General features: G+C 70.4%; 22 protein-coding genes and 2 pseudogenes. 12 read left to right on the top strand and 12 right to left on the bottom strand.

Translation table 11 applies throughout. The annotated features are described in order from the left end of the window. Window positions 1–75: 75 nt before the first annotated feature. On the top strand, window positions 76–1,008 hold the full coding sequence (locus ABS361_12400) for a LysR substrate-binding domain-containing protein (GenBank protein XBY42911.1): 933 nt from the start codon (window positions 76–78) through the stop codon (window positions 1,006–1,008). A gap of 3 nt (window positions 1,009–1,011) precedes the next feature. Here the strand turns inward: ABS361_12400 and ABS361_12395 are convergent, their stop codons facing one another. The 5 genes and pseudogenes from ABS361_12395 to ABS361_12375 form a co-directional block, all read right to left on the bottom strand. Next, the gene (locus ABS361_12395) at window positions 1,012–3,528 is read right to left on the bottom strand and encodes a cation-translocating P-type ATPase (GenBank protein XBY42910.1); all 2,517 of its coding nucleotides are present in this window, start codon (window positions 3,526–3,528) and stop codon (window positions 1,012–1,014) included. Between the two features lie 178 nt (window positions 3,529–3,706). Beyond that, on the bottom strand, window positions 3,707–4,702 hold the full coding sequence (locus tag ABS361_12390) for a GlxA family transcriptional regulator (GenBank protein XBY42909.1): 996 nt from the start codon (window positions 4,700–4,702) through the stop codon (window positions 3,707–3,709). Between the two features lie 111 nt (window positions 4,703–4,813). Further along, window positions 4,814–5,587, bottom strand: a complete 774-nt coding sequence (locus tag ABS361_12385) for a fumarylacetoacetate hydrolase family protein (protein ID XBY42908.1) — start codon at window positions 5,585–5,587, stop codon at window positions 4,814–4,816. A gap of 121 nt (window positions 5,588–5,708) precedes the next feature. Next, window positions 5,709–8,153 carry a DUF2309 domain-containing protein gene (locus ABS361_12380; protein XBY42907.1) on the bottom strand — a complete coding sequence of 815 codons (2,445 nt, stop codon included), beginning with the start codon at window positions 8,151–8,153 and terminating at the stop codon, window positions 5,709–5,711. Between the two features lie 21 nt (window positions 8,154–8,174). Beyond that, window positions 8,175–9,744: pseudogene (locus ABS361_12375) on the bottom strand (proton-conducting transporter membrane subunit). Window positions 9,745–9,847: 103 nt separating this feature from the next. Between ABS361_12375 and ABS361_12370 the strand changes: the two are divergent. Then, window positions 9,848–10,786, top strand: coding sequence for a LysR family transcriptional regulator (locus ABS361_12370; protein ID XBY46889.1), 939 nt, complete (start codon window positions 9,848–9,850; stop codon window positions 10,784–10,786). Window positions 10,787–10,854: 68 nt separating this feature from the next. Here ABS361_12370 and ABS361_12365 read toward each other — a convergent pair whose 3' ends face one another. Continuing rightward, on the bottom strand, window positions 10,855–11,358 hold the full coding sequence (locus tag ABS361_12365) for a DUF6477 family protein (GenBank protein XBY42906.1): 504 nt from the start codon (window positions 11,356–11,358) through the stop codon (window positions 10,855–10,857). A 110-nt stretch (window positions 11,359–11,468) separates the two neighbouring features. Between ABS361_12365 and ABS361_12360 the strand changes: the two genes are divergently transcribed. The 3 genes and pseudogenes from ABS361_12360 (at window position 11,469) to ABS361_12350 (ending at window position 12,915) form a co-directional block, all read left to right on the top strand. Continuing rightward, a complete protein-coding gene (locus ABS361_12360; protein XBY42905.1) occupies window positions 11,469–12,119 on the top strand; it encodes a helix-turn-helix domain-containing protein in 651 nt (216 codons plus the stop codon). Further along, complete coding sequence (locus ABS361_12355; protein ID XBY42904.1) at window positions 12,116–12,778, top strand: DUF6456 domain-containing protein; 663 nt, start codon at window positions 12,116–12,118, stop codon at window positions 12,776–12,778. The genes ABS361_12360 and ABS361_12355 overlap by 4 nt, the downstream gene beginning before the upstream one ends. Beyond that, a pseudogene (locus ABS361_12350) lies at window positions 12,721–12,915 on the top strand (DUF6456 domain-containing protein). The gene ABS361_12355 and the pseudogene ABS361_12350 overlap by 58 nt, the downstream one beginning before the upstream one ends. Before the next feature lie 219 nt (window positions 12,916–13,134). Here ABS361_12350 and ABS361_12345 read toward each other — a convergent pair. Both ABS361_12345 and ABS361_12340 read right to left on the bottom strand, forming a co-directional pair. Beyond that, on the bottom strand, window positions 13,135–13,557 hold the full coding sequence (locus tag ABS361_12345) for a SufE family protein (GenBank protein ID XBY42903.1): 423 nt from the start codon (window positions 13,555–13,557) through the stop codon (window positions 13,135–13,137). A gap of 99 nt (window positions 13,558–13,656) precedes the next feature. Then, window positions 13,657–14,025 (bottom strand): DUF5330 domain-containing protein, encoded by a 369-nt coding sequence (locus ABS361_12340; GenBank protein XBY42902.1) that lies wholly within the window; start codon window positions 14,023–14,025, stop codon window positions 13,657–13,659. A 921-nt stretch (window positions 14,026–14,946) separates the two neighbouring features. Between ABS361_12340 and ABS361_12335 the strand changes: the two genes are divergently transcribed. The 4 genes from ABS361_12335 (at window position 14,947) to ABS361_12320 (ending at window position 17,640) form a co-directional block, all read left to right on the top strand. Then, entirely contained in the window at window positions 14,947–16,134 is a 1,188-nt protein-coding gene (locus tag ABS361_12335) for an ATP-binding protein (protein ID XBY42901.1), read from the top strand. Beyond that, window positions 16,131–17,045, top strand: a complete 915-nt coding sequence (locus ABS361_12330; GenBank protein ID XBY42900.1) for a peptidoglycan-binding domain-containing protein — start codon at window positions 16,131–16,133, stop codon at window positions 17,043–17,045. Before ABS361_12335 ends, ABS361_12330 begins: the two co-directional genes overlap by 4 nt. After that, entirely contained in the window at window positions 17,021–17,203 is a 183-nt protein-coding gene (locus ABS361_12325; GenBank protein XBY42899.1) for a peptidoglycan-binding domain-containing protein, read from the top strand. The genes ABS361_12330 and ABS361_12325 overlap by 25 nt, the downstream gene beginning before the upstream one ends. Before the next feature lie 77 nt (window positions 17,204–17,280). Beyond that, window positions 17,281–17,640, top strand: a complete 360-nt coding sequence (locus ABS361_12320; GenBank protein ID XBY42898.1) for a DUF1491 family protein — start codon at window positions 17,281–17,283, stop codon at window positions 17,638–17,640. Window positions 17,641–17,684: 44 nt separating this feature from the next. On the opposite strand, the gene ABS361_12315 is transcribed toward ABS361_12320, so the two are convergent. Beyond that, window positions 17,685–18,845, bottom strand: coding sequence for a hypothetical protein (locus ABS361_12315; protein XBY42897.1), 1,161 nt, complete (start codon window positions 18,843–18,845; stop codon window positions 17,685–17,687). Between the two features lie 236 nt (window positions 18,846–19,081). Between ABS361_12315 and ABS361_12310 the strand changes: the two genes are divergently transcribed. Together ABS361_12310 and ABS361_12305 are read left to right on the top strand one after the other, a co-directional pair. Continuing rightward, entirely contained in the window at window positions 19,082–19,273 is a 192-nt protein-coding gene (locus ABS361_12310; protein ID XBY42896.1) for a hypothetical protein, read from the top strand. Window positions 19,274–19,455: 182 nt separating this feature from the next. Then, a complete protein-coding gene (locus tag ABS361_12305) occupies window positions 19,456–20,250 on the top strand; it encodes a hypothetical protein (GenBank protein ID XBY42895.1) in 795 nt (264 codons plus the stop codon). A 43-nt stretch (window positions 20,251–20,293) separates the two neighbouring features. Here ABS361_12305 and ABS361_12300 read toward each other — a convergent pair whose 3' ends face one another. From ABS361_12300 to ABS361_12290, 3 genes are all read right to left on the bottom strand, one after another. Continuing rightward, complete coding sequence (locus tag ABS361_12300; GenBank protein XBY42894.1) at window positions 20,294–20,848, bottom strand: hypothetical protein; 555 nt, start codon at window positions 20,846–20,848, stop codon at window positions 20,294–20,296. Then, complete coding sequence (locus ABS361_12295) at window positions 20,845–21,423, bottom strand: DUF1214 domain-containing protein (protein ID XBY42893.1); 579 nt, start codon at window positions 21,421–21,423, stop codon at window positions 20,845–20,847. Before ABS361_12295 ends, ABS361_12300 begins: the two co-directional genes overlap by 4 nt. Before the next feature lie 258 nt (window positions 21,424–21,681). Next, a complete protein-coding gene (locus tag ABS361_12290; protein ID XBY46888.1) occupies window positions 21,682–23,901 on the bottom strand; it encodes a penicillin-binding protein 1A in 2,220 nt (739 codons plus the stop codon). 350 nt (window positions 23,902–24,251) lie between these two features. Here ABS361_12290 and ABS361_12285 point away from each other — a divergent pair, with 350 nt between their 5' ends. Then, entirely contained in the window at window positions 24,252–24,719 is a 468-nt protein-coding gene (locus tag ABS361_12285; GenBank protein ID XBY42892.1) for a YcgN family cysteine cluster protein, read from the top strand. Window positions 24,720–25,490: the final 771 nt, after the last annotated feature.

The raw sequence follows: 25,490 nt of genomic DNA, 5'->3' as shown, positions 1-25,490 counted from the left end.
ACGTCGGCGAAGTCTAGTCGCGGGGATCCGGGCTGTGATCTTGCAAAAGAAGTCGAGCCTGCATAACCTGAAGTTATGCACCGTCTGCGCTCGCTGGTTTCCTCGGCCAACTCGCTCTTCGTCTTCGAAGCCGCCGCGCGGCGGCGCAGCTTCACGGCAGCGGCCGAGGAGCTGAACATCAGCCAACCGGCCGTCAGCAAGACGATCAAGCGGCTCGAGGAAGCCTCCGAGCTGAAGCTGTTCCGCCGCGAGCACACGCGGCTGGAACTGACCGCGGAGGGGGCTCGGCTCTACAAGGAGGTGCAGCAGGCCTTCGACCATCTACACCAGGTCATGACCTCGCTCCGGACGAAGCACTCGCACGATACGGTGCGGGTGTCGTTCTCGGCCTCCTTCGTGCAGCTCTGGCTGCTGCCGCGGCTCGGCGATTTCAAGGCCAGCCACCCCGACGTCTCGCTGCGCATCGCGGAGAGCAGTCGCGACGATCTCGACCTGAACGAGGAGGATATCGACATTTCCGCCCGGCTCGGACGCGGCCGATGGCCGGGCGTCGAGACATGGCACTTGGTGACCGAGGAGATCATCCCGGTCTGCAGCCCGGCGTACCTGAAGGCACACGGGCCGATCGCCGCGCCCGCCGATCTGCTCGGTCACCCGCTCCTGCATTTCGAGGAGCGGCATCGCGATCGTCTGAGCTGGCGCGGCTGGCTGACGAGCCATGGCGTGTCGCTGCCGCGAGCCCGGCACGATCTCGTCTTCACCGACGCGCTCGGCTCGATCGAGGCCGCCGCTCTCGGCCAGGGCGTCGCGCTCGGCTGGAAACACCTCGTCCACGACCATGTGCGCGCCGGCAAGCTCGTCTATCCGCTGCCGACGATCCATCGCAGCGGCGAGGCGATCCATCTGGTCATGGCGGCGGGGCGGCCGCCGAAGCCGGGCGCGGTGCTGTTTCGGGACTGGATGCTGGCGCAGGGCGCGGATGCGCCGGTCGCTCTCACTGTCGGTTGAGCCTCAGGCCAGCCACCGCCGGGCGATGCCCTTGATCGCTTCCAGCAGGACCACCGCGCCGACGCCGCTGGCGACCGTGACGGCGAGATCGTCGGCATGCAGCGGCCCGAACCGGAACAGCGCCCGCGCGTCCGGCCAGACGAGCGACAGTCCGAGCACCAGCGTCATCGCCAGCATGACGATGGCGAGCGCCGGATTGGGCCGGCGGATCAGGCCGAAGCCGTGGGTGCCGAAGGTGCGACCGACGAAGACGAAGCTGATCACCACGCAGACCAGCGAGAAGAAGCTGAGCGCGCGGACCTCGTCGATCGGCATGCCGCGCCAGATCGCCCAAAACTCGACCGCCGCGACCAGCACGAGGCCGATCACGCCCTGCACCGCGCCCCAGGCGATGAGCCGGGTCGACAGAAGCGGCGTCTGCGGATCCCGCGGCGGCCGCGCCATCACGTCCTCCTCTTCCGGTTCGGCCTCGAACACGATCGAGCAGACCGGATCGATGACCATTTCCAGGAGCGCGATGTGAATCGGTCCGAACAGGATCGGCAGGTCGAACAGGAAGGGCAGCAGGGCCAGACCGGCGATCGGGATATGGACGGCGACCACGAAGGCCATCGCCTTCTTGAGATTGTCCCAGATCCGGCGGCCGAGCCGGATCGCGGCGACGATGGCGCCGAAGTCGTCGTCGAGCAGCACCAGCGCCGCCGCCTCGCGCGCGACATCGGTGCCGCGCTTGCCCATGGCGATGCCGATATGCGCCGCCTTCAGCGACGGTGCGTCGTTGACGCCGTCGCCGGTCATCGCGACGACCTCGCCGCGCGCGGCATAGGCGCGGACGATCCGCAGCTTCTGCTCGGGCCGCACGCGCGCGAACACCCGGATGCCCGCGAGGCGGGCGCCGAGCGCCTCGTCGCTCATCTGCTCGAGTGCGGCGCCGGTCACGACCTCGCCGTCGCCGAGACCGGCGCCGGTCGCGATCGCGCGCGCGGTCGCCGGATGGTCGCCGGTGATCATGACCACCTCGACCCCGGCCTTGCGGCAGGCGGCGACGGCGGCGGGCACGCTCGCCCGGAGCGGATCGGCGAGGCCGACGAGGCCGAGCAGGCGGAAAGCGAGATCGGTCGGCCGCGCGGGCAGGGCGCCCGGCGCCGCCTCGGCCTCCGCGATGGCCAGCACGCGCAGTCCGGCCTCGGCCATCGCCGCGACCGCGTCGCCGAGGGCCGCGCGCGCGGCGTCGTCGGCGCGGCAGAGCATGGCGATCGCCTCGGGGGCACCCTTGGCGGCGACGAGACGGCTGCCGTCCGGCCGCCGCCAGACGCGCGTGACCGCCAGGAGCCCGGCATCGAGGCCCCATTCGTGTTCCAGCGCCAAGGCGGAAGCCGGTTCGAGCCCCCAGGCATCGGCGAGATCGTGGAAGGCGAGTTCCATCGGATCGTGCGGATGACGCGCCGAGGCGAGCACGCCCGCGGCGAGAACGCTGCGAAGCTCGGCTGTGGCCGGACCAGCCGGCACCGTCACCCCGAACGCCCGACCGTCCGGCAGGTGCAGCGCCGCGATCGACATGCGGTTCTCGGTCAGGGTGCCGGTCTTGTCGGTGCACAGCACGGTGGTCGCGCCGAGCGCTTCGACCGCGTCGCCGCGGCGGGCGAGCACGCGCACGCGCGAGATCCGCCACGCCCCCATCGCGACGAACACGGTCAGCACCAGCGGGAATTCCTCCGGCAGCATCGCCATGCCGAGCGCGATGCCCGAGAGCAGCGCTTCGAGCCAGCCGCCGCGCAGGAGCCCGAACAGCAGCACCGCGGCCACGGACACCGCCCCGCCGCCAAGCGCGAACAGCAGCACGACCTGCCGGGTCTCGGCGCGCAACCGCGGCGCCTCCGGTTCGAGCAGGGCGAGGCTCCGGCCGATCTGCCCGACTTCGCTGCGTGCTCCGGTCGCCGTGACGACGCCTTGGCCGGAGCCGCGCACCACCAGCGTGCCGGCGCGCGCGCTGGTCGGGTCGCCGTCGGTGGCCGCGGCCGCGGTGGTCAGCGTCTTGGCCACGGGCACCGACTCGCCGGTCAGCAGCGACTCGTCGATCGCGAGATCACGCGCGCCGACGAGCCGCAAATCGGCCGGCACGCGGTCGCCCTCGCCGAGGAACACGACGTCGCCGCGCACCAGCTCCCGCGCCGGCAGGCGGCGTCGCTGGCCGTCGCGCAACGCGAGAGCGGTCGGCGCCGTCAGATCGCGCAGGCGATCGAGGATGTGCTCGGTCCGCGCCTCCTGCACGACGGTGATGACGATCGAGAACGTCGTGAACAGGAACAGGACGATCGCCTCGGTCGTGTCGCCGAGCAGGAAGTAGAGGATGCTGCCGGCGACGAGCAGCGCCGACATCGGCTCGGTGAGCGCGCTCAGGGCGATCTGGTAGAGCGCGTGGCGCTCGGGATCGCCGAGCTCGTTCGGCCCCTCGGCGGCGAGGCGCCGCCGGGCTTCAGCCTCGCTCAGTCCCGGCGTCTCGGCGTTCTGCCCATCCATGGTCGGTGCTCCAGACCGAGACGCAAGACGCCGTGGCCCCTCGCCCTGACGATCGCTCTTCTGGGGGCGAGCTTCCCGGTTTTCGCTGCCGACCGCGAGTCCGGGCCTCTCTGGATTGCAATTCCAGGAATGAACGCCATCGGCCGCTCCGTCGGGCGGACCGCCTCCGGCTTTTGCGCTATTCCGCTGCCGCGGGTCGCGCCTCGGCCCGGGCGCGGCTCGGCGAGATGCCGAAGAGCTTCTTGAAGCCGTGCGAGAACGACGAGGGATGACAGAAGCCGGTCGAGAGCGCGATGTCGGTCAGCGGGCGATCGGTGTCGACAACCAGCTTGCGCGCCATGTCGAGGCGGATGCGCTTGTAGGCGTCGGCCGGCGTCGCGCCCAGTTCGGCGGTGAAGATCCGTTCGAGATTGCGGACCGAGACGTTGCAGGTCCGGGCCAGTTCCTCGATCCGCAGGGGCTCGGAGATGTTCTGCTCCATGAGGAGCAGTGCCCGCTTGAGCCGCGCATTCTGCACATTGATCTCGACCGGCGTGCGCGGCTGGGGATCGGAGGCCGGCCGCGCCTTCTCGATCTGCAGCACCTGCAGCGCCTTCTGCTTAATCTTCGGCCCGAGCCGCTCTTCGACGATATAGGCCGCGACGTCCGCCGCGCCGGATCCGCCGCAGCAGGTGATGCGGTCGCGGTCGACAACGAACATCCGGTCGGCGCGCACGTCGATGTTCGGGAATTCGTCCTTGAACTGCTGATAGTGGAGCCAGCTCACGCAGGCCTGCCTGCGGTCCATCAGGCCGTGCCGCGCCAGGATGAAGGCGCCGGTGCAGATCCCGACGATCGGAACCCTGGCGACATCGGCCCGCTTCAGGAAGGCGACGCATTCGGCGTCGAGCGGCTCGGGATCGCGCAGCAGGCCGCCGACCACCACGATGTAGCAATAGCGGGTCGGATCGCCGAGCCGGGCGGTCGGCGCCACCTGCACGCCGGTGCTCGACCGGATCAGGTGGCCGCCGCTGCTCAGCACGTTCCAGTCGCAGCGAACCTTGCCGCTGCGGTCGCCTTCGTCGGCGGCGAGGCGGATCGTGTCGATGAACAGCGCGAAGGCCGACATGGTGAAGTCCTTGGCGAGGACGAAACCGATGGTCAGCCGCTGCGGTGCTTGGCGGGCGGACGTCATGAGCGCGAGCCGATCAGCGTTGATGCCTTTCTCTGAGATCTCGTCGGTGCACGGACAAGTCAAGCCGGAGCCCGTGAGGGGGACGCCGACGGACCGGACCGGCGACGACGGTCATGCCGCGGTGAAGCGCATGGCGATCGGGTCGAAATCGCCGATCGCGCCTTCGACCGTGTCGCCCGCCTCGACCGGATGGGCGCCGCCAAAGGCGCCGGTGGTCACGATCTGGCCGGCCGCGAGCGGCCGGCCGGCGGCGACCAGCGCGTTGGCGAGCCAGGGCAGCGCATGGGCGGGATCGCCAGACGGGTGCCCGCCGACGCTGTCGACCACGGTGCGGCCGGCGATGGTCAGCCGCACGGTGAGATCGGAACGGACCTGCGTCCGCCAGTCGGAGATCTCGGTGCCGAGCGCCAGGCCCCAATTGCTCATCGAATCGGCGCGGCCGATCAGTCCCGACAGACCGGCGGGCAGGCGCGACTCGACGATCTCGAACACCGGGAGCGCGCTCGCGATCGCCTCGGCGACCTCGTTGCGGCCGTAAGGGTGGCCGTCGGCACGGCCGGGGAGATCGCGCCCGATCCGGAACGCCAGCTCGAGCTCGATCCGGATCCGCGACGACGGCAGCGCCAGCGAGCAGGGCGCGGTCAGCACGTGGCGCGCGGGGATCGGCCCGAGACTGCCGGCGGCATCGCCGACCTGCATCACCTTGAAGGCGCCGATCGCACCGAGACTGTCGACGACCGCGAACTGGCAGGCGTCCGCCTCGGCCGCATCGCGGGGCATGAGGTCGTCCGGCACGGACGCCAGCGCCTCGCCGGAGGCGCGGGCGTCACGCAGGAGACTGGCCAGGCGGTCGGCTCTGGTGGCGTCGGACGAGTGATCGGGCAAGGGGCTTTCCTTCTCTCGGCAGGGGCGCGCCAGAGTAAGGCCCCGTTGCCGGCAAAGGCCAGAGGCTCGATCGCCCTGCCGGGCAACCGGGCCTCTGCACCCGTTCTCGCGGCGCTGTCTCTTAGCCAGCCCGCCGCAACGGCTCGGTCGTCGCTTCGCCTTCGGATGCCCAGCGCAGGTCGCCGGCATAGCGCCACGCCATCCGGCCCGCGTCGTCGAGCGCGAAAAGGTGGAGCCAGCGGTTGTCGAACAGCGCCCGGACCTGCGGATGCCGGGCGAGGATCTCGGTCATGGCCTCGCGCGGCGCCTCGATCAGCACCGACAGCCGCAGCGGTTCGTGCATATAGCGCTCGCCGTCATGCACCGACTGCCAGGGCAGGCCGACGCGCAGCGGTCCGCCGTTACCCTCGACCACGCCGATGCCGCCAACCACGTTGTGCAGGAGCTTGTTGCCGCCGCCGAACACCTCCGGCGACACGGTCGAGCCGTAGTATTGCAGGCTGATCCAGCTCGCGACCACGACCGGCGCGGTCAGGATCAGCTCCAGCACGCCGAAGTCCTTGTCCTGCCGCCAGTCGTAATCGTACAGGAAGGCGCGGCCTTCCAGGCTCTTGCCCGCGGTGCGCGAGCGCGGCGCGGCGATGAAGGCCTTGCAACCCGCCAGCCCCCATTCCGGCCGTGTCTCGGCCCAGTCGCGGCTGCGGACCGCGATATCGCCCGGACCGCCCGCGCGCGGCAGCCGCAACGCGCGTTCGGTCCGCGCCAGCGCGCCCGCCGCTGCCAGCCAGCGCCGAACGCGCGCGAGATCGGCCGCATGCGCGGCGCTCGGATGATCCTCGGCAAAGAGCGTCACGGCGTCCGTCGTGGTGTCGTGCAGCGCCGCCACGAACAGCGTGTCGGCCGGGATCACGATACCGGCATCGGCGAGGCCGTGCCGGACCTGGGTGTCGTTGAGCAGGCCCGCCAGCAGCCGCGCATTGACCTCGCCCGAATAGCCGCCGCACGCGCCGCAATGCAGCGCGCTGGCATGCGGATTGTTGGTCACATGCGCGCCATGGCCGGCGAGCAGCACCACGCGGGCGAAGCCGCCGGTCAGCGACATGGCCCTGAGCACGGTCGAGGCGATCCGGGTCCTGGTGGCGAGATCGAGCGCGGGATCGAGCCGCGGCGCCGGCTCGGCCGCCGTGGCCGTACCCGCGAGGCCGAGCGCGTCCTTGACGAGCTTGCCGGCATAGATCGGCCCGGTCGCCTCGACGAAGGCGAAGGACGACACGGCAGCGAGCTTGAACCGCCCCCAGGCCCGCTTCGCCCGCGCCTTGAACCGCGCGGCCTTGTCCGCGGCCACGGTCTCCGGCCCGCCGGAACAGGTGAAGACGCCCGGATTGAGCAGGACCGGCAGCCGCCGCTCCTCGACATCCGAGGCGAAGCGCCGATGCGCGGCGCCGAGGCCGAAGAAGCCGGCGAAGCCGAGGGTCCGGATGCCGGGGTCGCAGCTTTCGAGCGCGCGCCGGAATACCTCCGAGCGCACGTCGATGCAGAAGGCGGCCTGCAGCGTCGGCCGGTCGACCGGTCTCGCGGCCGGGATCGACCGGAGGTCCGCGCCGAGAACCCGGGCGAGCGCCCGCTGCGCCGCCCGTTCCGCCGCTTCCTGCAGGATCGTGTCGACGACGAGATCCGGCGTCGGCACGATCGGCGTGGCATGTGCGGCCCGAACGTCCGCCCAGGCGGCCGCGATCCGGTCGCGATAGCGCAGGAACAGCGCCTCCTCCCAGATCAGCCGGATCGCCAGCACGTCGACGACGGTGTCGTCCGTGCCGCCGGCGAGCTCGGCCTGCCAGAGCTGGTAGCGCGCGCATTGGGCCCAGCCGCCGAGCGACATCAGCAGGCGGTGGAATGAGGTCTCGGCCTCCGGCTCCGCGAGCCCGAGCGTCGCCGCGGCGCGCGCGATCGCGGCCGCGGCCGTGTCGGGCGCTTCCCACACGTGCCGGGCGAAGCCGGAGAGGCCGGCGATCTCGGGCGTCAGGTCATGGGTCGCGACCGCCCGCCAAGCCGCATAGGCGCCGCGCCCGCGCGGCGCGGCCCACAGCGCCTGCCCCTCGTCGAAATGCCCGGCCGCCCAGGCGCCGAACCGCTCGGCGACGATGCCCGGCCAGTCGAGCCCGGACACATCGGCCGCGAGATCGGCGACCGTCGGCAACGGGGTCGGCGCCGGCGCGGGGCTCGCCGCCGCCTGCTTCAGGCTCGCGAGGTCCGCCGGCCGCAGCGCCGCCGGCGCGGCCGCCCAGGCGGCGATCAGGTCTGCGTCCGTGATTTCGCCGGCGGCGATCTTCGCCTGATACCAGGCGCGCGGCATGGTGACGGCCGCGCCGGCGACGCGCGCCAGTCGGGCGCCGGCCATCCCCAGGGGCTCGCCGATCTGGCCGAGATAGGGATTGACCGCGACGGTCGCCGCGAGCGGCCAGGCCGGCGGGATCGCCCGGACGGCGCGATCGATCGCGGCGTGCCAGTCGGTGCTGAAAGGCGCGGAAGGCCGATCGGGCGGGGACGACGGATGATCGATGAACATGGCGGAGCCCTCCTTAGCCGATCAGGACGAATGCCGGATGGTCCAACCGCCGAGCCAACGGTCGGCGATCGCGTTGATGTAGAGGCCGTTCGACAGGTGGACCCGCAGGCCCGCGGCGGCCGGGTGATAGGCCCAGAGTGGGAACATGGCCTGCACGATCGCCACGGCGCCGAAGCTCGTCACCGTCAGCCCGATCAGCCACCATTCGAGCGCGCTCGGCGCCGGCGGCGCGGGCAGGATCCCGGCCGTCGCCCATGTTGCGGCGGTCTGAAGTGCGAAGTAGCCGAGCGAGGTCGCGACCGCGTAGAGGGCGGTCTGCCGCGTCAGCGCGCGGCGCGGCATCGGCGAAGCCCTGCGCCAGCATGTAGGCGACGCCGAAGATCAGGATCGCGCCGAGCGCGATCGCCTGCGGCGACTTGTGCCCGATCCCGAAGGCGAGACCGGCGAGCCCGTAGATGACGAGCGCGGCGAGGAAGGCGCGCCCGACCGCCGCGGCGCGCGGGATCGCGACCGGTCCGGGCCGCCGGATCGCCGCGACCCGTTCGACGGCGCCGCCCGAGGCGAGGAAGGAATGCGCCTTGTAGAGCGAGTGCGCCACGATGTGCAGCAGAGCGAGCGGGAACAGCGCCAGCCCGCATTCGAGGATCATGAAGCCCATCTGCGCGACCGTCGACCAGGCGAGCGAGGTCTTCACCGCCGGCTGCGTCAGCATCACGAGACTGCCGAACAGCGCCGTGAAGCCGCCGATCACCACCAGCGCCGCCAGCACGTCGGGCGCGAGCAGCATGACGTCCGCGAAGCGCACGAGCAGGAAGCCGCCGGCATTGATCACGCCGGCATGCAGCAGCGCCGAGACCGGCGTCGGCGTCTCCATGACCTCGGCGAGCCAGCCATGGGTCGGGAATTGCGCCGACTTCAGTATCGCCGCGAGCGCGAGACATCCGGCCGCCCAGGCCGCTGCCGCGCCGCCCTCGCCAGTGCGCGCGGCGTCGAGGATCGCGCCGACATCGGCTGTGCCGTAAGCGGCGACCATGAGCCCGGCCGCCGCGATGAGAGCGCCGTCGCCGAGCCGTGCGGTGATGAACTTCTTGCGCGCCGAGCGCCGAGCGGCGATCCGCTCCGGGTAGAACAGCAAGAGCCGATGCAGGAACAGGCTCGTCGCGATCCAGGCCGCGACCAGCTGGACGAGATTACCGGCGCCGGCGAGCAGCAGCACGGCGGCGAGCGTCAGGCAGAGCCACCCGGTAAAGGCGCCCTGCCGGGCCTCGCCGTCGAGGTAGGTCCGCGCATAGCGCAGCACGACCCAGCCGATGAAGGTCACGAGCAGCAGCATCGTCGCCGAGACGACGTCGAGCCGGAACGCGAGGCCGTAGCCCACGAGGCCAAGGACGGGCGTTTCGCGGGGGCCGTGTGCGATCAGTTCGGCGGTCGCGGCGACGGTGACCAGCAGGGCGAGGGCCGCGGCGGCCTCCGCGAGCAGGGTGATCCGGCGTGGACGCGGCCCCCGGCTCGCGAAGCCGGCGAGGCCGGCGGCGACGAGCAGGGCGGGCGCTGCGAGCGGCGCGAAATCCCGTACGAGATCGAGTGTCATGGGGGCACCTCCGGGCGAAGACGGTTCGGAGGCGAGGAGTAGCGGGACGGCGATCTCAGATAAAATTCATTGTCTGCGCGTTATCGTTCGTTTTAATAGAACGATGCGGGATCTGAACTACAACCACCTGCGCTATTTCTGGGCCGTCGCCCACGAGGGCAGCCTGACCCGGGCGGCCGAGCGCATGCACCTGTCGCAATCGGCGCTTTCGGTTCAGATTCAGAAGCTCGAGCACCAGATGGGCCATCCGCTGTTCGAGCGGGTTGGCAAGAGATTGGTGCTGACGGAGGCCGGCAAGATCGCGCTCGACTATGCCGATACGGTGTTCGAGGCCGGCGAGGAGCTGATGAGCACCCTGCGCGGCCGGCCGGTGGCGAGCCGGCAGGTGCTCCGGGTCGGCGCGCTGACGACGCTGTCGCGCAACTTCCAGCTCGAGTTCCTGCGGCCGCTGATCGGCCGCTCCGACGTCGAGCTGATCGTCCGTTCCGGCAACATGCGCGACCTCATCGCACAGTTGGAGGCGCACGCGATCGATGTCGTGCTGGCGAACAGCGCCGCCGAGCGCGACGCGCGCTCCTCGCTGCGCAACCATCTGCTCGACGAGCAGCCGGTCAGCCTGGTGGGACGCCCGCGGCGGACCGCAGGCCCTAGCGCCGGGGCACCCGAGAACGGCGCTTTCGACAAGGGATGGGCTTTCCGCTTTCCCGATGACCTCGCCACCGAACCGCTGTTGCTGCCGAGCCTCGACAGCGCCATCCGCGTCGCCTTCGACCGGGTGCTCGAACGCCACGGCATCCGGCCGATCATCCTCGCCGAGGTCGACGACATGGCCATGCTGCGCCTGCTCGCGCGCGAGCGCGACGGCGCGACCCTGGTGCCGCCGATCGTCGTTCGCGACGAACTCGAAAGCGGCGTCCTGGTCGAATTCTGCCGCATCCCGGAGGTGTCGGAGACCTTCTACGCCATCGTCCAGAACCGCCGCTTCCCGAACCGGCTGCTCGACGACCTGATCCCGAAGATCCATGGAGCGGGGGCTCGCTGAGGGCGGGCGGGACGCAAAACGGACTGCATTCGATGACGGCCGGTCCTGGCACTTCGGGGGCGAGCGTGTCAGCGGGCGCCGGGCTTACGGCTCTTCGCGCCGCCGATGCGCTGTGAGGCGTCATTGTTTCCGGGCGACCGTCTGCCCGATTGCGACCGCAGCGCCGCCTTCTCGGCGGCGAGCGCCTGGGTCAGGCCGATGTGGCGATCGAGACTGTAGGTCCAGTGACCCGCACGGCCGCGGGCGCGTTCGGCGCGCAGCGCCCGCTCGAGCGTCGCCACGATGCGCGCGCCGTTCTCGGCCGACCGATCGCCGAGCATGTCCGGCGTCGCCGGAACCAGACGCGGCAGGATGCGGTGGCGATCGTAATGGGCGACCCCGCGCGCGACGATGCGCCGGGCCCGGCCGCGCCGCGCCCGCAAACCGTGGAACACCGCCGACAGGTCCGGCAGTCCGGATGGCCCGGCGCGCTCGGCCCCGGCGGACTGCTGCTGTCGGCCGTTGCGATCAAGGGGGAAGTGGACGTCGAAGTCATGGCGAAGTCTCCGTTGCGGCACGGGTGGGGGGGCCATGGGGACGCGACGGGGTGGCCCACCGGGCGCGGTCGTCCCGCCGCATCGATCCCATTGTCACCCGGATTTTCGGAGCGGGGATAAGATCGGCCAGAATTCACCATTTGGGGTTGTCGATTCACTATATAAACACAGAAGTTATCCCCGCTCCGCGGCGACAGCTCAGAATTGATAGGACCATGGTCCTAAAATTCGCGCAGGAGATGTCCATGTGTTTTGTTGCAGTCAATGATGGGGTCGCTTCCGACGCCACGCCGCGACGCGTCCGCCGGTCGCGTTGCCCGCTCGGGCGGCCGCGCCGCAGGCATCCGATCGAGCATCTGATCCACATCGAAGTGGTCGTATCGGCCGCTTTCGGCTTCGCGCCCGGCGAATTGTTCGCCTCGAGTCGCGGTCACGCCAACGTCGCGCTGGCCCGGCAGATCGCCATGTATCTCGCGCATGTCTGGGGCGGGCTGACGCTGACCGCGGTCGGCCGTCACTTCGGCCGCGATCGCACCACGGTGGCCCATGCCTGCCGGGTGATCGAGGATCGCCGCGACGATCCGGGGCTCGACCGGATCATCGCCGCGATGGAGACGGCGACCACATTGTGGAGCAGCATCGGTGTCGAGGACGCCGTGCCCGGCTGGGGCGCCGCGCCGCCGGCCGCGCGACCCGGATCCCGTTCGAGTTCGCGTTCGTCACCCCGCGCGGACCCACGGTTCGGGACGCGACCCGAACCGCGATCCGGGCGCCGGAATTCGGAGGTGCGGCGATGAGTGGCGACAAGACCCTGCGCGCCGATCCGGCGGATCGGCTGCTCGGCGCGATCGCCGCCGGCGACGCCCGCATCGATCGCAGCGGCGACAAGCCGGTCCTGGTCGTCGTCACCGCCGCGGGCCTGCGCCGGTCCGGTCTCGACGAGGCTCTGCTCGGCGCCCTGGTGCGGGCGGATCTCGTCCGCCTCGACGGCGAGCGCCTGACGCCGACCGCCGCCGGAAGGGCGCGCCTCGCCCGCAACCGACGGCCGCATCTCGGCTTCCGCGCGCAGCATGGCGATGTGGTCGCGGTCGGTCCCGACGCGGTCGATCGTGCCGCCGAGGAGGTGGATGCGTCGCGGGTCCCTGGCGACGCCGAAGCGCTCGGCGCTCGGGCGTCGGGCCTCGGCGCCGGCCGGCGCAGTCGCGTCGCAGCCCGGCAGCGGCGTGCCGAGGATCCGGCCCGCGCCATGTCGGCCACGATCGCTCATATCGATCTCGCCGAGAGCCCGCTCGGCTGGCTCGCCCGGCGCGGCCATCTCGCTGCGGCCGAGATCCAGGCCGGCGAGCGCCTGCGCGGCGATTTCACCCGCGCCCGCATGATGCCGACGGTCACCTCGAACTGGTCGGATGGCCGGGTCGCCGGCGGCAAGGGCGGGGCGGGGGGATCGCCGATCTGACCGACGCCGCGCTCGCCGCCCGCGACCGGGTCGCGCGTGCGATCGAGGCGGTCGGCCCGGATCTCGGCGACGCGCTGGTCGACGTCTGCTGCCACCTGAAGGGGCTCGAGACGGTCGAGAAGGAACGCGGCTGGCCGCCGCGCTGCGCCAAGGTCATCGTCCGCATGGCGCTGACCCGGCTCGCGGCGCATTACGGGCTCGGCGAGGCGGCGCAAGGCCGGCCGCGCGCCGGCATGCGCGCCTGGGGACGCCGGATTTCCGGCCGCGCATCGGCGGCGATCCGGGCGCGTGACCGGGCTCCGGCCGGATCGGGCGAGTTCGGGTGCGGAGGGGGCTGGCGCGCCGGAAACGGCGCGTCAGGCCGCGGCCAGCGCAGCGCGGGCATCGCGGCGGATGCGTTCGACCATCGAGTTGACGCCGTTGGAGCGTTGGGGCGTCAGGTGCTCGCGCAGGCCGAGCGAGGCGAACAGCGCTTCCGGGTCGAGTGCGAGGATCTCCTCGGCCGTCCGGCCGGAGAAGATCGCGATGACGATCGCGACCAGGCCCTTGACGATATGGGCGTCGGAATCGCCGCGAAAACTCAGCCGCGGCGGCGGACCGGCATCGACATGCGTCTCCAGCCAGACCTGGCTGGCGCAGCCGCGCACCTTGTTGTCGTCGTTGTGGGCGGCCTCGGGCAACGGTACGAGCGTGCGGCCGAGCTCGATCACGTAGCGATACCGCTCCTCCCAGTCGTCGATGACTTCGAAGTCGGCGATGATGTCGTCGATGGCGCTCAAGGGAGGATCCGCCCGGATGATGTCGTCACCCGCATATAGGCCGGGGCGGCCGGATTGGGAACCCGCGCCTATGGATACCGAAAGATCGGAAAGCGCCGTTCAGGTGGCGTGGCCGTCGGTCTCTCGCGGCACCGGCGGCTTCGCCGGCGGCGGGAACGGCAGGCCATTGCGGCCGCGGAAAACGGTGCCGGTGGTGCGCGGGCCGGCGGTCGGGTCGAGATAATCGTAGATCATGCGCGCGGCGGTGCGCGCCTTGGCGGAATAGGTGTCGCCGAAGGCATGGCCGACCTCGCAGGCCGCCGGCTGACGCTCGCAGAAGCCCTTGGCATCGTCGAGCGCCTGACTGGCCGCGACGATCATGTCGGTCGAGGAGATCAGCCGTCCGCCGGTCTTGACCTCGGTCTGATCCGCCGGAACCAGCAGGATCACCAACCCGAGAAAGAAGGCCAGGCGCAGGAGAAAGAACATCGTCCGCCCCATCTGGACCGCGCCGGCATCGCTCGTGCCGGCCGAGGTCTTCGAACACCATGGGCACCTTAGCGCAGGCGATTGAAAGTCGGGTTCAAGCGCTCCCGCGAATTCGTTTCAATTCCGAACGTCTTGATTGATGATTTTTTTACGAGTTTCGGATGCGCGCCGCGGTCGAATCGAAGTCGTCGCGCCGACGGCCGCGCGTGCCGTTTAGCCGTTCCTTAAGCCCGCCGTGCAAAAGTTCTCGGGCCGGTGAAACCGGCGTCCGAGTGTCGTGCCGCGAGTTCGTCAGTTGAGTGTTGTGTCCAGCCTCGGCGTCCTGGCCGTCCTGCGTCGATACGTCGACGGCCTGGTGCATGCCTCCGTCGCCGGCGACCCGTTGGAGGCGCCGCGTCACCGCGCGTTCATCGCGGTGAGCCTCGCGGGCGGGCTGATCGCGCTCGGTCTCATGCCGCTCTATCTGCTCGTCGCCGGCGGCACCGGCCTGGTCGAGGCCGTGGCGCTGATCGCGCTCGCCGCGCCCGCGCCGATCGCGCTCTATGTCTCGCACACCGGCCGGCTGGAGACGGGCCATGTTCTTTCGGCCTTGTCGACCTGCGCGCTGATCGTCTGGCTCGCGACCTTCACCGGCGGCCGCTCGTCCTATCTGCTCATGGGCCTCGCGGTGTTGCCGCTCGAGGCCGCGATCTCCGGCCAGCGCCGGCTCGTCGGCATGGCGCTGGTCATGGCGCTCGCCGCTGCCCTCGGTGTGCTGGCGATGAGCCACGCCGGCTTGATGCCGGCCTCGAAGTTGTCGCCCGAGCGTGCCGACGCGCTGGCGAACTTCATCCCCGTGGTGGCGATCTTCTATACCGGCCTGCTCGCGCTCCGCATCGAGGCGATCCATCGCGCCTCGACGGCGGCGACGCGCAGCCGCGGGTGCATTTCCGGCTGGTCGCCGAGAACATCGGCGACATTGTCACCAGCCACGCCGCCAACGGCGACGTACTGTTCGCGACCGCCGCGGTCGAGCGCGTGCTCGGCATGCCGGTCTCGGCCGCGCTCGGCGAGGGCCTGTTCCACCGCATCCATGTCGCCGATCGCCCGGCCTATCTGACCGCGATCTCCGATGCCGTCGTGCGCGGCGTCGCGAGCGCGGTCGAGTTCCGCGTGCGCGTCGACAGCGCCGCCTCGCCGCATGGCCGGCATCTGTGGCTGGAGATGCGCTGCCGCCCGCTCGGCGAGCGCGATCCGATCTGCGAAGGCGCCAAGGTCGTGTGCGTGACCCGCGACGTCACCGAGCGCAAGCAGCAGGAAGCCGAGATCCTGCAGGCGCGCGAACAGGCCGAGCTCGCGTCGCGGGCCAAGACCCGCTTCCTCGCGAGCGTCAGCCACGAACTGCGCACGCCGCTCAACGCCATCATCGGGTTCTCGGAGATGCTGACGGCCGAGACCTTCGGGCCGCTCGCCAACGAGCGGCAGGGCGAGTATGTCCGGCTGATCCACGAATCCGGTACGCATCTGCTGCAGGTCGTCAACGACATCCTCGACATGTCGAAGATCGAATCCGGTGCCTTCGACGTCGTGCCCGAGCCGTTCGATGCGGCGGCTCTGGTCGAGAGCACCCGGCAGATGATGAGCCATCAGGCGATCGAGCGCGGTCTGAAGCTTGCGAGCCAGACCGGCGCCGGCCTGCCGGAGATCGTCGCCGATCGCCGTGCCTGCAAGCAGATCCTGATCAACCTCCTGTCCAACGCGCTGAAGTTCACCGATCGCGGCGGCAGCGTCATGCTCGGCGCGCGTCGTGAGGACGAGATGGTCGCGTTTTTCGTGCGCGATACCGGGATCGGCATCCGCGAAGCTGATATCCGCCGCCTCGGCACGCCCTTCGTCCAGGCCGATTCGGGCTACGATCGCCGCCATGAAGGCGCCGGCCTCGGCTTGTCGGTGGTGAAGGGCCTCGCGGCCCTGCACGGCGGGAGCATGTCGATCGAGAGCCGCGTCGGCGAGGGCACCTGCGTGACCGTGCGCCTGCCGATCGCCGGTGCCAAGGCGGCGGCCGACGGCACCGTCGTGCGTCTGACGCCGCCGGTGGAGGGCGTCGAAGTCCGGCAGAAGCGCGCATGAGCAGGGTCCGCTATCCCGACGAGGCGCCGAGGCGCGGCGCGTCGGCGGCGGCCTCCCGCGCCCGCGCGCGCGATGCCGCCATCGACGACAGCCGCGACCGGGGCAACGACCGCGGCGCCGAACGGGCCCGCGCGAAATCCGCACAGAAAGCCGGCGGCCTGCCGCTCCGGCTCGCCCATTGGGCGCTGCGCAATCCGGCGGCGAGCGGCGGGGCGCTGGTCTCGACCGTGATGCTGGTCATCATCGTCGCCAACGCCTTCGCCAATCAGGCCTCCAAGCATCCGTCGCCGTTCTTCGCCACGCGGGATCGCGTCGCCGAGGCCGCGCGCGCCTCGGCCGCCAGCCGGTCCGCCGATCCGGCCAGCGGCGAGGCGCAGACCCTGCCGCGCCCGAAGCCGAACCCGGCCGAGATCGCGCTGGTGCAGAACCTGCAGCAGGCGCTCAAGGATAGCGGGCTCTATCAGGGCGCCGTCGACGGCATCGCCGGCCCGGCGACCCAGGATGCGATTCGCGCCTTCGAAAAGCAGGTCGGACTGGTGCCGACCGGCGAACCGAGCGAACGCCTGCTCGCGGCGCTGAAGGCGCTCGCGGCACGAACCCGGCAATCGGCGCTCGCGCCCGGCACGCAAGGCGCGAGCGGATCGGAGGCCGACGGCGCGCCGGGTCAGCCGGTCCAGCAGATTGCGGCCCAGTCCGCGGGGGCGTGCCCCAGGCTGCCCAGCCGGTGGCCCGCGCGCCCGGACAAGCGGCTGCTCATCCTCCGGCCGTCGCTCATTCCCAGGCGGCGGCGACCAAGCCGGCAGCGCAGGCTCCGGCTCCTGCGCCGGCGACCACCGGCAGCATCAAGCCGCCGTCGGAGCCGCTGGCCGCCGACGGCGACGATCGCGTGCAGAAGATCCAGCGCGCGCTGATCGCCACGGGCTATGGGCCGCTCAAGGCCGATGGCCGCATGGACGCGCGTACCAAGGAACAGATCCGCCGCTACGAGGTCGCGCACGGCTGGCCGGCGACCGGCCAGATCTCGGATCGGCTGATCCTCGACCTTCTCGTCACCGCCGTGACGCGCTAGAGCAGGGCTCGGCCCGCGCCGGTGCGGCCTCGGCCGGCTGCGGCCAAGCCACCTCCAATCGGAACGGGATCCTCGCGATGCGTCTGAAGTCGGCCATCTTCGCCGCGGCGCTGGTCCGGCAGGCCTTCGCGCAAGGCGCCATGGCCGCGATCGCCCGCAAGGGCGCGGAGGAGGCTGGCGCGGTCTTCGTCAAGGTCGCCCGGCTCGATCGCACGGCCGATCTCTACGGCCCGGCGCCGCAGAGCCTGTTCGATGAAGGCGGTTCGGCCGCGGAGCGGCGCTTCGAGACGCGCATGCTCGGCGCGCCGGAATTCGAGGTCGACGAGGCGATCGGGCGCGAGGCGCGGTTCGATCCGGACCTGTGGGTCGTCGAGATCGAGGATCGGCACGGCCGGCATTTCCTCGATCCGGAGCCGTCGCCGCTCGAGCCGAAATAGGCAGCGAGACAAACAGGCCGCTGGGTTTGCCGGATCCGGCGGTGTCAGGCCCGCTTGGTGCCGAACACCCGCGCTCCGTCCATGTGCAGCGATACGCGCGCGATGGCGTCGTCGAGCGACCGGTCGCGCGGCGGCGTATCGGCGGCGCGGCGCGGCTCGGGCGCCGGCCGGTTGCGCCAGCCGGCGATGATCTGCGCGGCGGCGCGGCGGTCGACGCCGATCAGGAGCGAGATCAGGCTGCGGATCTGCCACAGCGATGCCGACAGGCCGAAGGCCAGGATGAACAAGCTGGTCGCCTGCTTTTCCGGCACCTCGAGCGCGGCGAGCGCCAGCGTCAGCGGCTCGCCGGCGCGGTCGTCGATGATGGCGGTGGCGGTGCGCTGGTCGAGCGCCAGTTCGAGCACGAGCGCATCGGCGAGCGCCTTGCGCCCGCTGCCGGCCATCGCGGCGAACAGCCGGTCGCCGACTGCAGCGCCGTCGTTGCTCCGGCGCGGCTCGCGGCCGCCGACGGCGACCTCACGCTCGACGCTGAGCATGTAGCGGTGGCGGGCATCGGAATCGAGGGCCAGGAAGCTGGCGAGATCCCCGCGCGGCCGGGCTTCCGCCGCCGGAGTGTTCTGGACAGGAACTGGAGCAGGCTCGGAGGCCTCGGAAGCGACCACCGGCTCGCGCGCGACCTCTTCGACGATCTCGTCGCGGGCCCGGATCGCCGGCAGGGTCGGCATTGGAGCGACGTCGATCGTGACGGGCTCCGGCGCTGCCGGCTCGCTCGCCGGGGCGGGCGTGATGCTGAGCGCGCCGAGCGCGCGCGCGACTGTCGCCGGCAGCGACGGTCGCTCGGCGACCGCCATCGCCAGATCGCGGTCGAACCGGCCGAGGATCGCCATCAGGTCGGCGGCATCGAGCGCCTGGGACGTGGCGACGAAAGGACCGGCGATATGGATGTCGTCGTTGACGATCAGCCGCGCGATCGGCTTCGGCAGATCGGCGCAGCCGGCCAGGAGCCGCGCCGCGTAGGCGCGGTCGGCGGCCGGGGCGGTGCCATAGAGTCCGAGCGCCAGATCCTCGAACAGGGCGAGGTCCTGGGCGGTATGCTCGCGCGCGGCGACGAACAGTTCGCTGATCGAGCGCATCAGCGACGACGCGGCGTCGTCCTCGCGCGTCTGCGCGTGGGCGGCGGCTCGCTCTGCTGCGGTCTCGGCCATGGATCCTCGCAAAAAAGGCGGGCGATCGCACCGGATGGCGCATCGGCGCAACGCTGTCTCACGGAACCGAGCATCGGGGACAAACTTTAACGCGTCGTTAACCCCCTGTGCCGCGTCATGACAATGCTGTCAGACGACTCCGGTCTGAAGCGCATTTTCGGGTCCGATTCCCGTCGCCAGAAGGCGAGGGGAGGGCCCCGGACGGACGGATCTTCGAGGGTTCGCGAGGTGAACCGATGGGTGTCGTCGTCCCCTTCAGCGCCGAGAGGCGCGATCCGAGCACCAAGCGCCCGCGCCAGGATGAATGCGGTCGCGTGCTCCTCTTCGATGGCGTTCGCATCGAGCGCACGCCCGACACGCTGGATCTCGCCGCGCGGCGACCGGCCCTCGAGCCTGCCGGGCCGGGAGCGTACCCGACCCGCAACTGAGTGCGTACCCGACCCGTTACTGACGCCGTGCCACTGCAATCCCGCGGTCCGAGCCGTCGCGACGTGCGCCGCGGCTGACGGCGCACCGCGAATCCGCTACCCATGCGGGGTGGCGGCGCCCATGGCGCCGTGCCGCACCTGTCCGCATTACGGGGTTCGAGAGCCCCGATCGGAGAACTCTGTTGAAAGCCGCCGGCCCGTCGCTCCTGGTCCTGCTCGCGCTCACCGCCTGCGGCCGCCCGACCGGCGATTTCGATCGCGCGGCCCCGTCGGTCCTGCACGACAATCTGCTGCCGGCGGTCGGCGACATCGTCGCCAAGAACGGCCGCGAGGAACTCGTTTCCGGCTTCAATCGCACCGACAACGAGGTCACTCTGCGCGATCGCGCCTGGGCGCTGGTCCAGGTCGCTCACGCGCGCGACTGGTTCGGGCTCAGCCTGACCGAGGGCCAGCGCACGCGCATCCTGCCCGAGATCGACCAGCGCTTCGATCCGAACGGCTATTACAACTTCCTGCGCAAGGACAAATTCCGCTCGAGCGAGGCGCGCTGGAACCGGCTGCTCGCCGACATTCGCGCCGACACGGGCCTGATCGGCCCGTTCTGGGCCGAGGTGCGCAAGGTCAAGGCCGACGACGACCAGCGCATCGCCGCCCTCAACGCCCGCCGCGACCTGAGCCCGACCGAACTCTACGACGCCTACGCGCGCGTCGACGAGAACGCGCGCGTCGTCGACTGGGTCTGGCGCGCCATGCGCTTCCGGGTGAAGGCCTATCGGATCGCGATCGATCGCATGCAGATCGAGACGCCGACCGAGCGGCTCTACGAGATCAATTCGGCCTGGGGCGACCTGCAGGCCGCGATCGCCGAAGCCGAGCTCGCCTCCGGCGCCGCCTTTGCCAATCGCGGCGGACCGCCGGAGCGGCACTCGCGCTATTCGACCGGCGCCGGCATCCAGGAGAAGGTGCCGCAGAAGTAGCGGCGCCGGATCGCCGAGCCTGCCGCTTCCAGCCACGCGCGGATCAAGGCGCGATCGGCGCCGCCTGGCAGCTCGCCGTGCCGAGCGCGGCCTCGATCTCCGGCCGCAGCGAAGGCGTCGGCACGAAGGCCTTCAGCATGGCGAAGCCGTCGCGATCGGGCCAATCGACGATGACGATGTTCTCGAAGTCCTCGGGCGGGTTCTCGCGCAGCTGGGCGATCTGCTCGGCGGTGGCGATCAGCACGTCGATCGGCTTCTGCTCCGCTGCACGGTCGTTGAGGCTGTAGACCACTAGTCCGGCGCGATCATAGAGCGCGATCGACCAGTAATTGTCCGGCAGCTCGGCCTTGATGCGCACCGGCGCCTTGGCGAGCGAGAACCGGCAGACCGCGTGGGCCATCGCCGGATCGATGCCCGGCAGCGGCTTCACGCCCGGCGCGACGCGCGGGATCGCGTTGAACCGGCCGTCCGGTCCGAAGGCCGCGACGCGCGCCCAGGCGTCGCGTTCGGCGAAATGCGGCACGCCGAGCACGGTGACGACATGGATGATGCCGCCGAGCGCCAGGCCGCCGAGGAGATAGAGCACGAAGCGGATCATCGGCAGGTTCCCCGCACGATCCGGGGCATCACCAGCCCGCCGGTGCCGCTGGAGAGCGCCAGCGGCGTGTCGTAGAGTCGGAGCACGACCTGTAGCGGCCCGGCTGCCGGGGTCGGCATCCAGTTGCCGGCGCGGGCGAAGGGCGACAGCTTGATCTCGAAGCGACCGTCGGGGGCACGCAGCAGTTCGCGGCTGTGAAAGCCGGTGCGGCCGGCGGGATTGGGTGCGAGATCGCCGGTCTTGTCGAGCACGGTCAAGGTCCAGAGCCGCGCGGCGGCGGTCTCGCCGGAGAGCTCGTAGTCGCAGGTGCCGACGAGTGGCCGGCCGACCGAATCGCGTGTCGCCGTGAAGGCCATGCCCTCGCCGGCGCCGAGCGGGATCTCGCCGGTGCGCGCCGCCCAGGCGCGCGCATAGGGGTCGGCGTCGGCGGCGCTGCCGGCGAGCGGCCATGCCGCCCACTCGCCCACTTTGACCGCCCCGAACGGCCGCTCCTCGCCGACGAGAACCCACGCCGATCCAAGGCCGGTGCCGACGGCGACCGCAATCGCGAAGAGGAGGAAGAGAACTAGTCGCACGGGTCGGGTCTCGGGCGCCGCAAGGCTCGGCAACGAAGGCTCTGGAATCGGGCTCGGACGTTGGAGACGCCCGACCAGACAGCGCGTAGCCGCGCGCCCGGATTCGCGGTCGGGCCGGCGGCCGCGCCGAACTTAGAGCGAAAAGGCTTCCGATTGAATCGAATTTCGTTCTGTCGTTCAGGGCGGTCGGTAGCCTTCGTCGGTGCGTCGCTCTGGAGCGCGCCGGCGCAAGAAGCCGCGGGCCCGACCAGCGACACCTCAGCGCATCTCCACCAGCCCACGCCCGGCCGGCCGCTCGCCCGCGACGACCCGTAAGGCCGAGGTCGCGGGAGTGACCGGCCTGATCGAGCCCGTGGCTCCGGCCGGCGTCACCGCGCTGGTCTGCTGGGCCTTGAGCGGCGGGGCGCTGCGCATGGTCGTCTCGATGTCGGAGAGCACGCCGACCGCCTTCGACGACAGCTGATGCGGCCGCTCGGCCTCCGGCGGGGCGACGGCCGCGGCCGCCGCCTTGGCGGCCTCGGCGGCGGCCTTGCCCTTCGGCGTGTTGGCGGCGACGAGCGCGCCGCCGTCCTTGCCGCGCGGCGCGGGGAAGCCGATCGCCTGCTTCAGGTCGACGTTCTGATGGGCATAGGCCATCACCTCGTGCCAGATCGGCGCCGGCACCATGCCGCCGGTGACGCGGTTCATCGGGTGATAGTCGTCGTTGCCGACCCATACCACGCCGACATAATTGCCGGTGAAGCCGCAGAACCAGGCGTCGCGCGAGGACTGCGTCGTGCCGGTCTTGCCGCCGGCGGGAATGCCGTCGAGCTTGGCGCGCTGGCCCGTGCCGGCCTCGACGGCATGGTTCAGCATGCTGTTGAGCTCGGCGATCTTCTCCGCCGGCACGATCCGCTTCGGCGCCGGCGCATCGCGGCGATGGTCGTAGATGAGCTTGCCCGAGGTGGTCGTGATCTGGTCGATCGCATAGGGCTCGACCTTGTAGCCGCCGTTGGCGAACACGGCGAAGCCGGCCGCCTGATCGATCACATGCACTTCCGTCGCGCCGATCACGAAGGGCCATTCCGGCTTCTCCGGGATCGGCAGGCCGAACGAACGGGCGAGGGCCGCGACCTTCTCGCGGCCGATCTGCTGGGCGAGCTGCACCGGCACGGAATTGAGCGATCGTGCGATCGCCTCCGACAGCGTCACGCGGCCGTAGTAGCCGCCGCCATAGTTCTTCGGGCACCAGTTGCCGATGCAGAACGGCTGGTCGGTGATGAGCGAGTTCGGCGTTCGGCCGGCGAGCAGCGCGGTCAGATAGACGTAAGGTTTGAACGACGAGCCGGGCTGGCGCAGCGCGTCGGTGGCGCGGTTGAACTGGCTCGCGCCATATTCGCGGCCGCCGACCATCGCGCGCACCGCGCCGTCCGGCTCTATGATCACCGAAGCCGCCTGCGAGATGTCGTATTCCTCGCCGTACTGCCGCAGCGCCGCCTCGACCGATTCCTCGGCCTTCTTCTGGATGCCGGTGTCGAGCGTCGTCTTGACGACGAGCGTATGATCCTTCGGCGCGAGGTTCTCGATCTCGCCGAAGGCGTAGTCGAGATAATAGTCCGGCGTGTAGTCGCGCTTGCGGTCGATGGGCTTCGCCGGATGCCGCCGCGCGCCGAGCACCTGGCCCTCGGTCATGAACCCGGCCGCGACCAGGTTCGACAGCACGTCGTTGGCGCGCGCCCGCGCCGCCGGCAGGTTGGCATGCGGGGCGTATTTGGTCGGCGCCTTGAACAGGCCGGCCAGCATCGCGGCCTCGGCGAGGTTGATGTCGCGCACCGACTTGCCGAAATAGAATTCGCTCGCCGCCGCGACGCCGAACGTGCCGCCGCCCATGTAGGCGCGGTCGAGATAGAGCTTCAGGATCTCGCGCTTCGACAGATTGGCTTCGAGCCAGAGCGCCAGGAACGCCTCCTTGATCTTGCGCTCGATCGAGCGCTCGTTGGTCAGGAACAGGTTCTTGGCGAGCTGCTGGGTCAGTGACGAACCGCCCTGAACGACCGTCTTGCGCCGCATGTTGGCGACGACGGCGCGCATCGTGCCGATCACGTCGATGCCGAAATGATCGAAGAAGCGGCGATCCTCGGTCGCCATCACCGCCTTGATCAGATGATCGGGGAATTCGGCGAGCGGCACCGAATCATTGAGCAGGATGCCGCGCCGGCCGATCTCGTTGCCGTTGCGGTCGAGGAAGGTCACCGCATAGTCGACGTCGCGGCGCCAGTCCTTGCGCGTCTCCTGGAACGCCGGCAGGGCCAGCGCCAGCATCAGGATCGTGCCGAGCGTGCCGAAAGTCGCGGCGTCGTCGAGGAGTTCGACGACGAGCTTCTTCCAGCCCGACAGGCGGAACCGGCGCATGAAGATCGACAGCCGCTCGTAGGCCGACAGGGTGCCCGTGCCGGCGCGCCAGACCGCGTTGTCGATCCAGGCGTCGATCTCGATCAGGCCGAAGAGCTTGAGCTTCTTCGGCTTCGCGGGATCGGGCGCGGCGCCCGCGGCATCGTGCCGGGGCTCGTCGGGCGTGCCGTTCGGGGACGGCTCGGGCGGGTTCTTCAAGCGGTGCGATCCGTTCTGGGACAGCCCGGTGCCGGGTCGGCACGGCTGTCTCGCTTAACGAAGAGTTTAAGCAAGCCGCGCGCCTCGGTCGAGAGCGTCGCGCCATTCGGCCGGGATCGTGATCGGACGCATGCGGATCAAAATCCGGATCCGGGGCTTTCTCGCCGGTTCCGGAGGTGCGAGAAGACGCGCTTTCGGCGATGAATGACGCGCGATCGGGCGAGGGACGGGAGACGGCATTGGGCGAGGCAGCATTCTGGAAGACGAAGCGGCTCGACGAGATGACCGATGCGGAGTGGGAGGCGCTCTGCGACGGCTGCGGTCGCTGCTGCCTCAACAAGCTCGAGGAGGAGGAGACCGGCGACATCTACTGGACCAACGTCGCCTGCAAGCTGCTCGACCATGTCAGCTGCCGCTGCAAGTCCTATCCCGACCGCCACGACTATGTACCGGACTGTGTGAAGCTCGATGTCGAGGAGGTCGTCGGCCAGACCTACACGTGGCTGCCGCCGACCTGCGCCTATCGGCTGCTCGCACAGGGGCGCGAGCTCTACTGGTGGCATCCGCTGGTCTCCGGCGATCCGGATACGGTGCATCTGGCCGGAGTTTCGATCCGTCGACGGGTGATATCGGAGGAGGATATCCCCGAAAACGCACTGGAGGATCACATCGTCGACTGGCCGGGAGAAGATCCGACCTTCGAGTGAACGGATGGTCGATTGCGCATATGGGCGATAGTGCTTTGAAATATCGTGATGATGACGTGGTCGATTGCATTTTATACTCTTATTTTTCGAAATTTCGTGTAAAACGTGTTGACAGCGTCCGGCTGTTCGGCTAGGTTTTAGTCATGATCCCGAAGGTGTCGGCGGCGACAGGCGATTGCCCCGTCAGGGACTAATGGCTTCTCCCCGAATTGGCGGCCTTGCGGCCTTGCGGCCTTGCGGCCTTGCGGCCTTGCGGCCTTGCGGCCTTGCGGCCTTGCGGCCTTGCGGCCTTGCGGCCTTGCGGCCTTGCGGCCTTGCGGCCTTGCGGCCTTGCGGCCTTGCGGCCTTGCGGCCTTGCGGCCTTGCGGCCTTGCAGGATCGATCGTCGGTCACTGGCGGGACGTCGAGGTGGCCCTCCCACGTCTTGACGTTCGATCGGAGCGAAGAGCCCGCGCCTTCGTTCCGGCTGGGTGCACCTGCGATGCTTCCGCCTTCTGCATTTTGCGAAGGTCACTCGAAATGGCGTGGCCGGATGGGTGTGTTCGTGGCGGCCTTGCGGGGCCGATCGCTGGCCGCTCTCGGGCTTCGCGAAGGTCTTCTCCCTTGATGGTGGCTTGAGCCTCGCGGAGAGCGCCTGCGCGTCTCCGCTCTGGCTGGGCCACTTCGGTGCCTCCGGCTTTTGTCCCGGTGCGGGGGACTTCGAAAACCCCGAGATCGGACGGACGCGCGCGCTGACCCGGGGGCCCGCGAGGGCCGGCGTGCTCCGACATG

Source organism: Ancalomicrobiaceae bacterium S20 (assembly GCA_040269895.1).
Classification (GTDB): domain Bacteria; phylum Pseudomonadota; class Alphaproteobacteria; order Rhizobiales; family Ancalomicrobiaceae; genus Methyloraptor; species Methyloraptor flagellatus.
Note: the sequence above shows the minus strand (reverse complement) of the source record. Positions and strands in the feature narration are given on the sequence as shown.

Bases quoted from the DNA above. Each gene is read 5' to 3' on its own strand.
- ABS361_12395 (XBY42910.1), bottom strand. From the start codon at position 3,528: ATGGATGGGCAGAACGCCGAGACGCCGGGACTGAGCGAGGCTGAAGCC.
- ABS361_12390 (XBY42909.1), bottom strand. From the start codon at position 4,702: ATGACGTCCGCCCGCCAAGCACCGCAGCGGCTGACCATCGGTTTCGTC.
- ABS361_12355 (XBY42904.1), top strand. From the start codon at position 12,116: ATGAGTGGCGACAAGACCCTGCGCGCCGATCCGGCGGATCGGCTGCTC.
- ABS361_12320 (XBY42898.1), top strand. From the start codon at position 17,281: ATGCGTCTGAAGTCGGCCATCTTCGCCGCGGCGCTGGTCCGGCAGGCC.
- ABS361_12400 (XBY42911.1), top strand. From the start codon at position 76: ATGCACCGTCTGCGCTCGCTGGTTTCCTCGGCCAACTCGCTCTTCGTC.
- ABS361_12300 (XBY42894.1), bottom strand. From the start codon at position 20,848: ATGATCCGCTTCGTGCTCTATCTCCTCGGCGGCCTGGCGCTCGGCGGC.
- ABS361_12365 (XBY42906.1), bottom strand. From the start codon at position 11,358: ATGGCCCCCCCACCCGTGCCGCAACGGAGACTTCGCCATGACTTCGAC.
- ABS361_12330 (XBY42900.1), top strand. From the start codon at position 16,131: ATGAGCAGGGTCCGCTATCCCGACGAGGCGCCGAGGCGCGGCGCGTCG.
- ABS361_12315 (XBY42897.1), bottom strand. From the start codon at position 18,845: ATGGCCGAGACCGCAGCAGAGCGAGCCGCCGCCCACGCGCAGACGCGC.
- ABS361_12310 (XBY42896.1), top strand. From the start codon at position 19,082: ATGGGTGTCGTCGTCCCCTTCAGCGCCGAGAGGCGCGATCCGAGCACC.
- ABS361_12380 (XBY42907.1), bottom strand. From the start codon at position 8,153: ATGTTCATCGATCATCCGTCGTCCCCGCCCGATCGGCCTTCCGCGCCT.
- ABS361_12340 (XBY42902.1), bottom strand. From the start codon at position 14,025: ATGTTCTTTCTCCTGCGCCTGGCCTTCTTTCTCGGGTTGGTGATCCTG.
- ABS361_12370 (XBY46889.1), top strand. From the start codon at position 9,848: ATGCGGGATCTGAACTACAACCACCTGCGCTATTTCTGGGCCGTCGCC.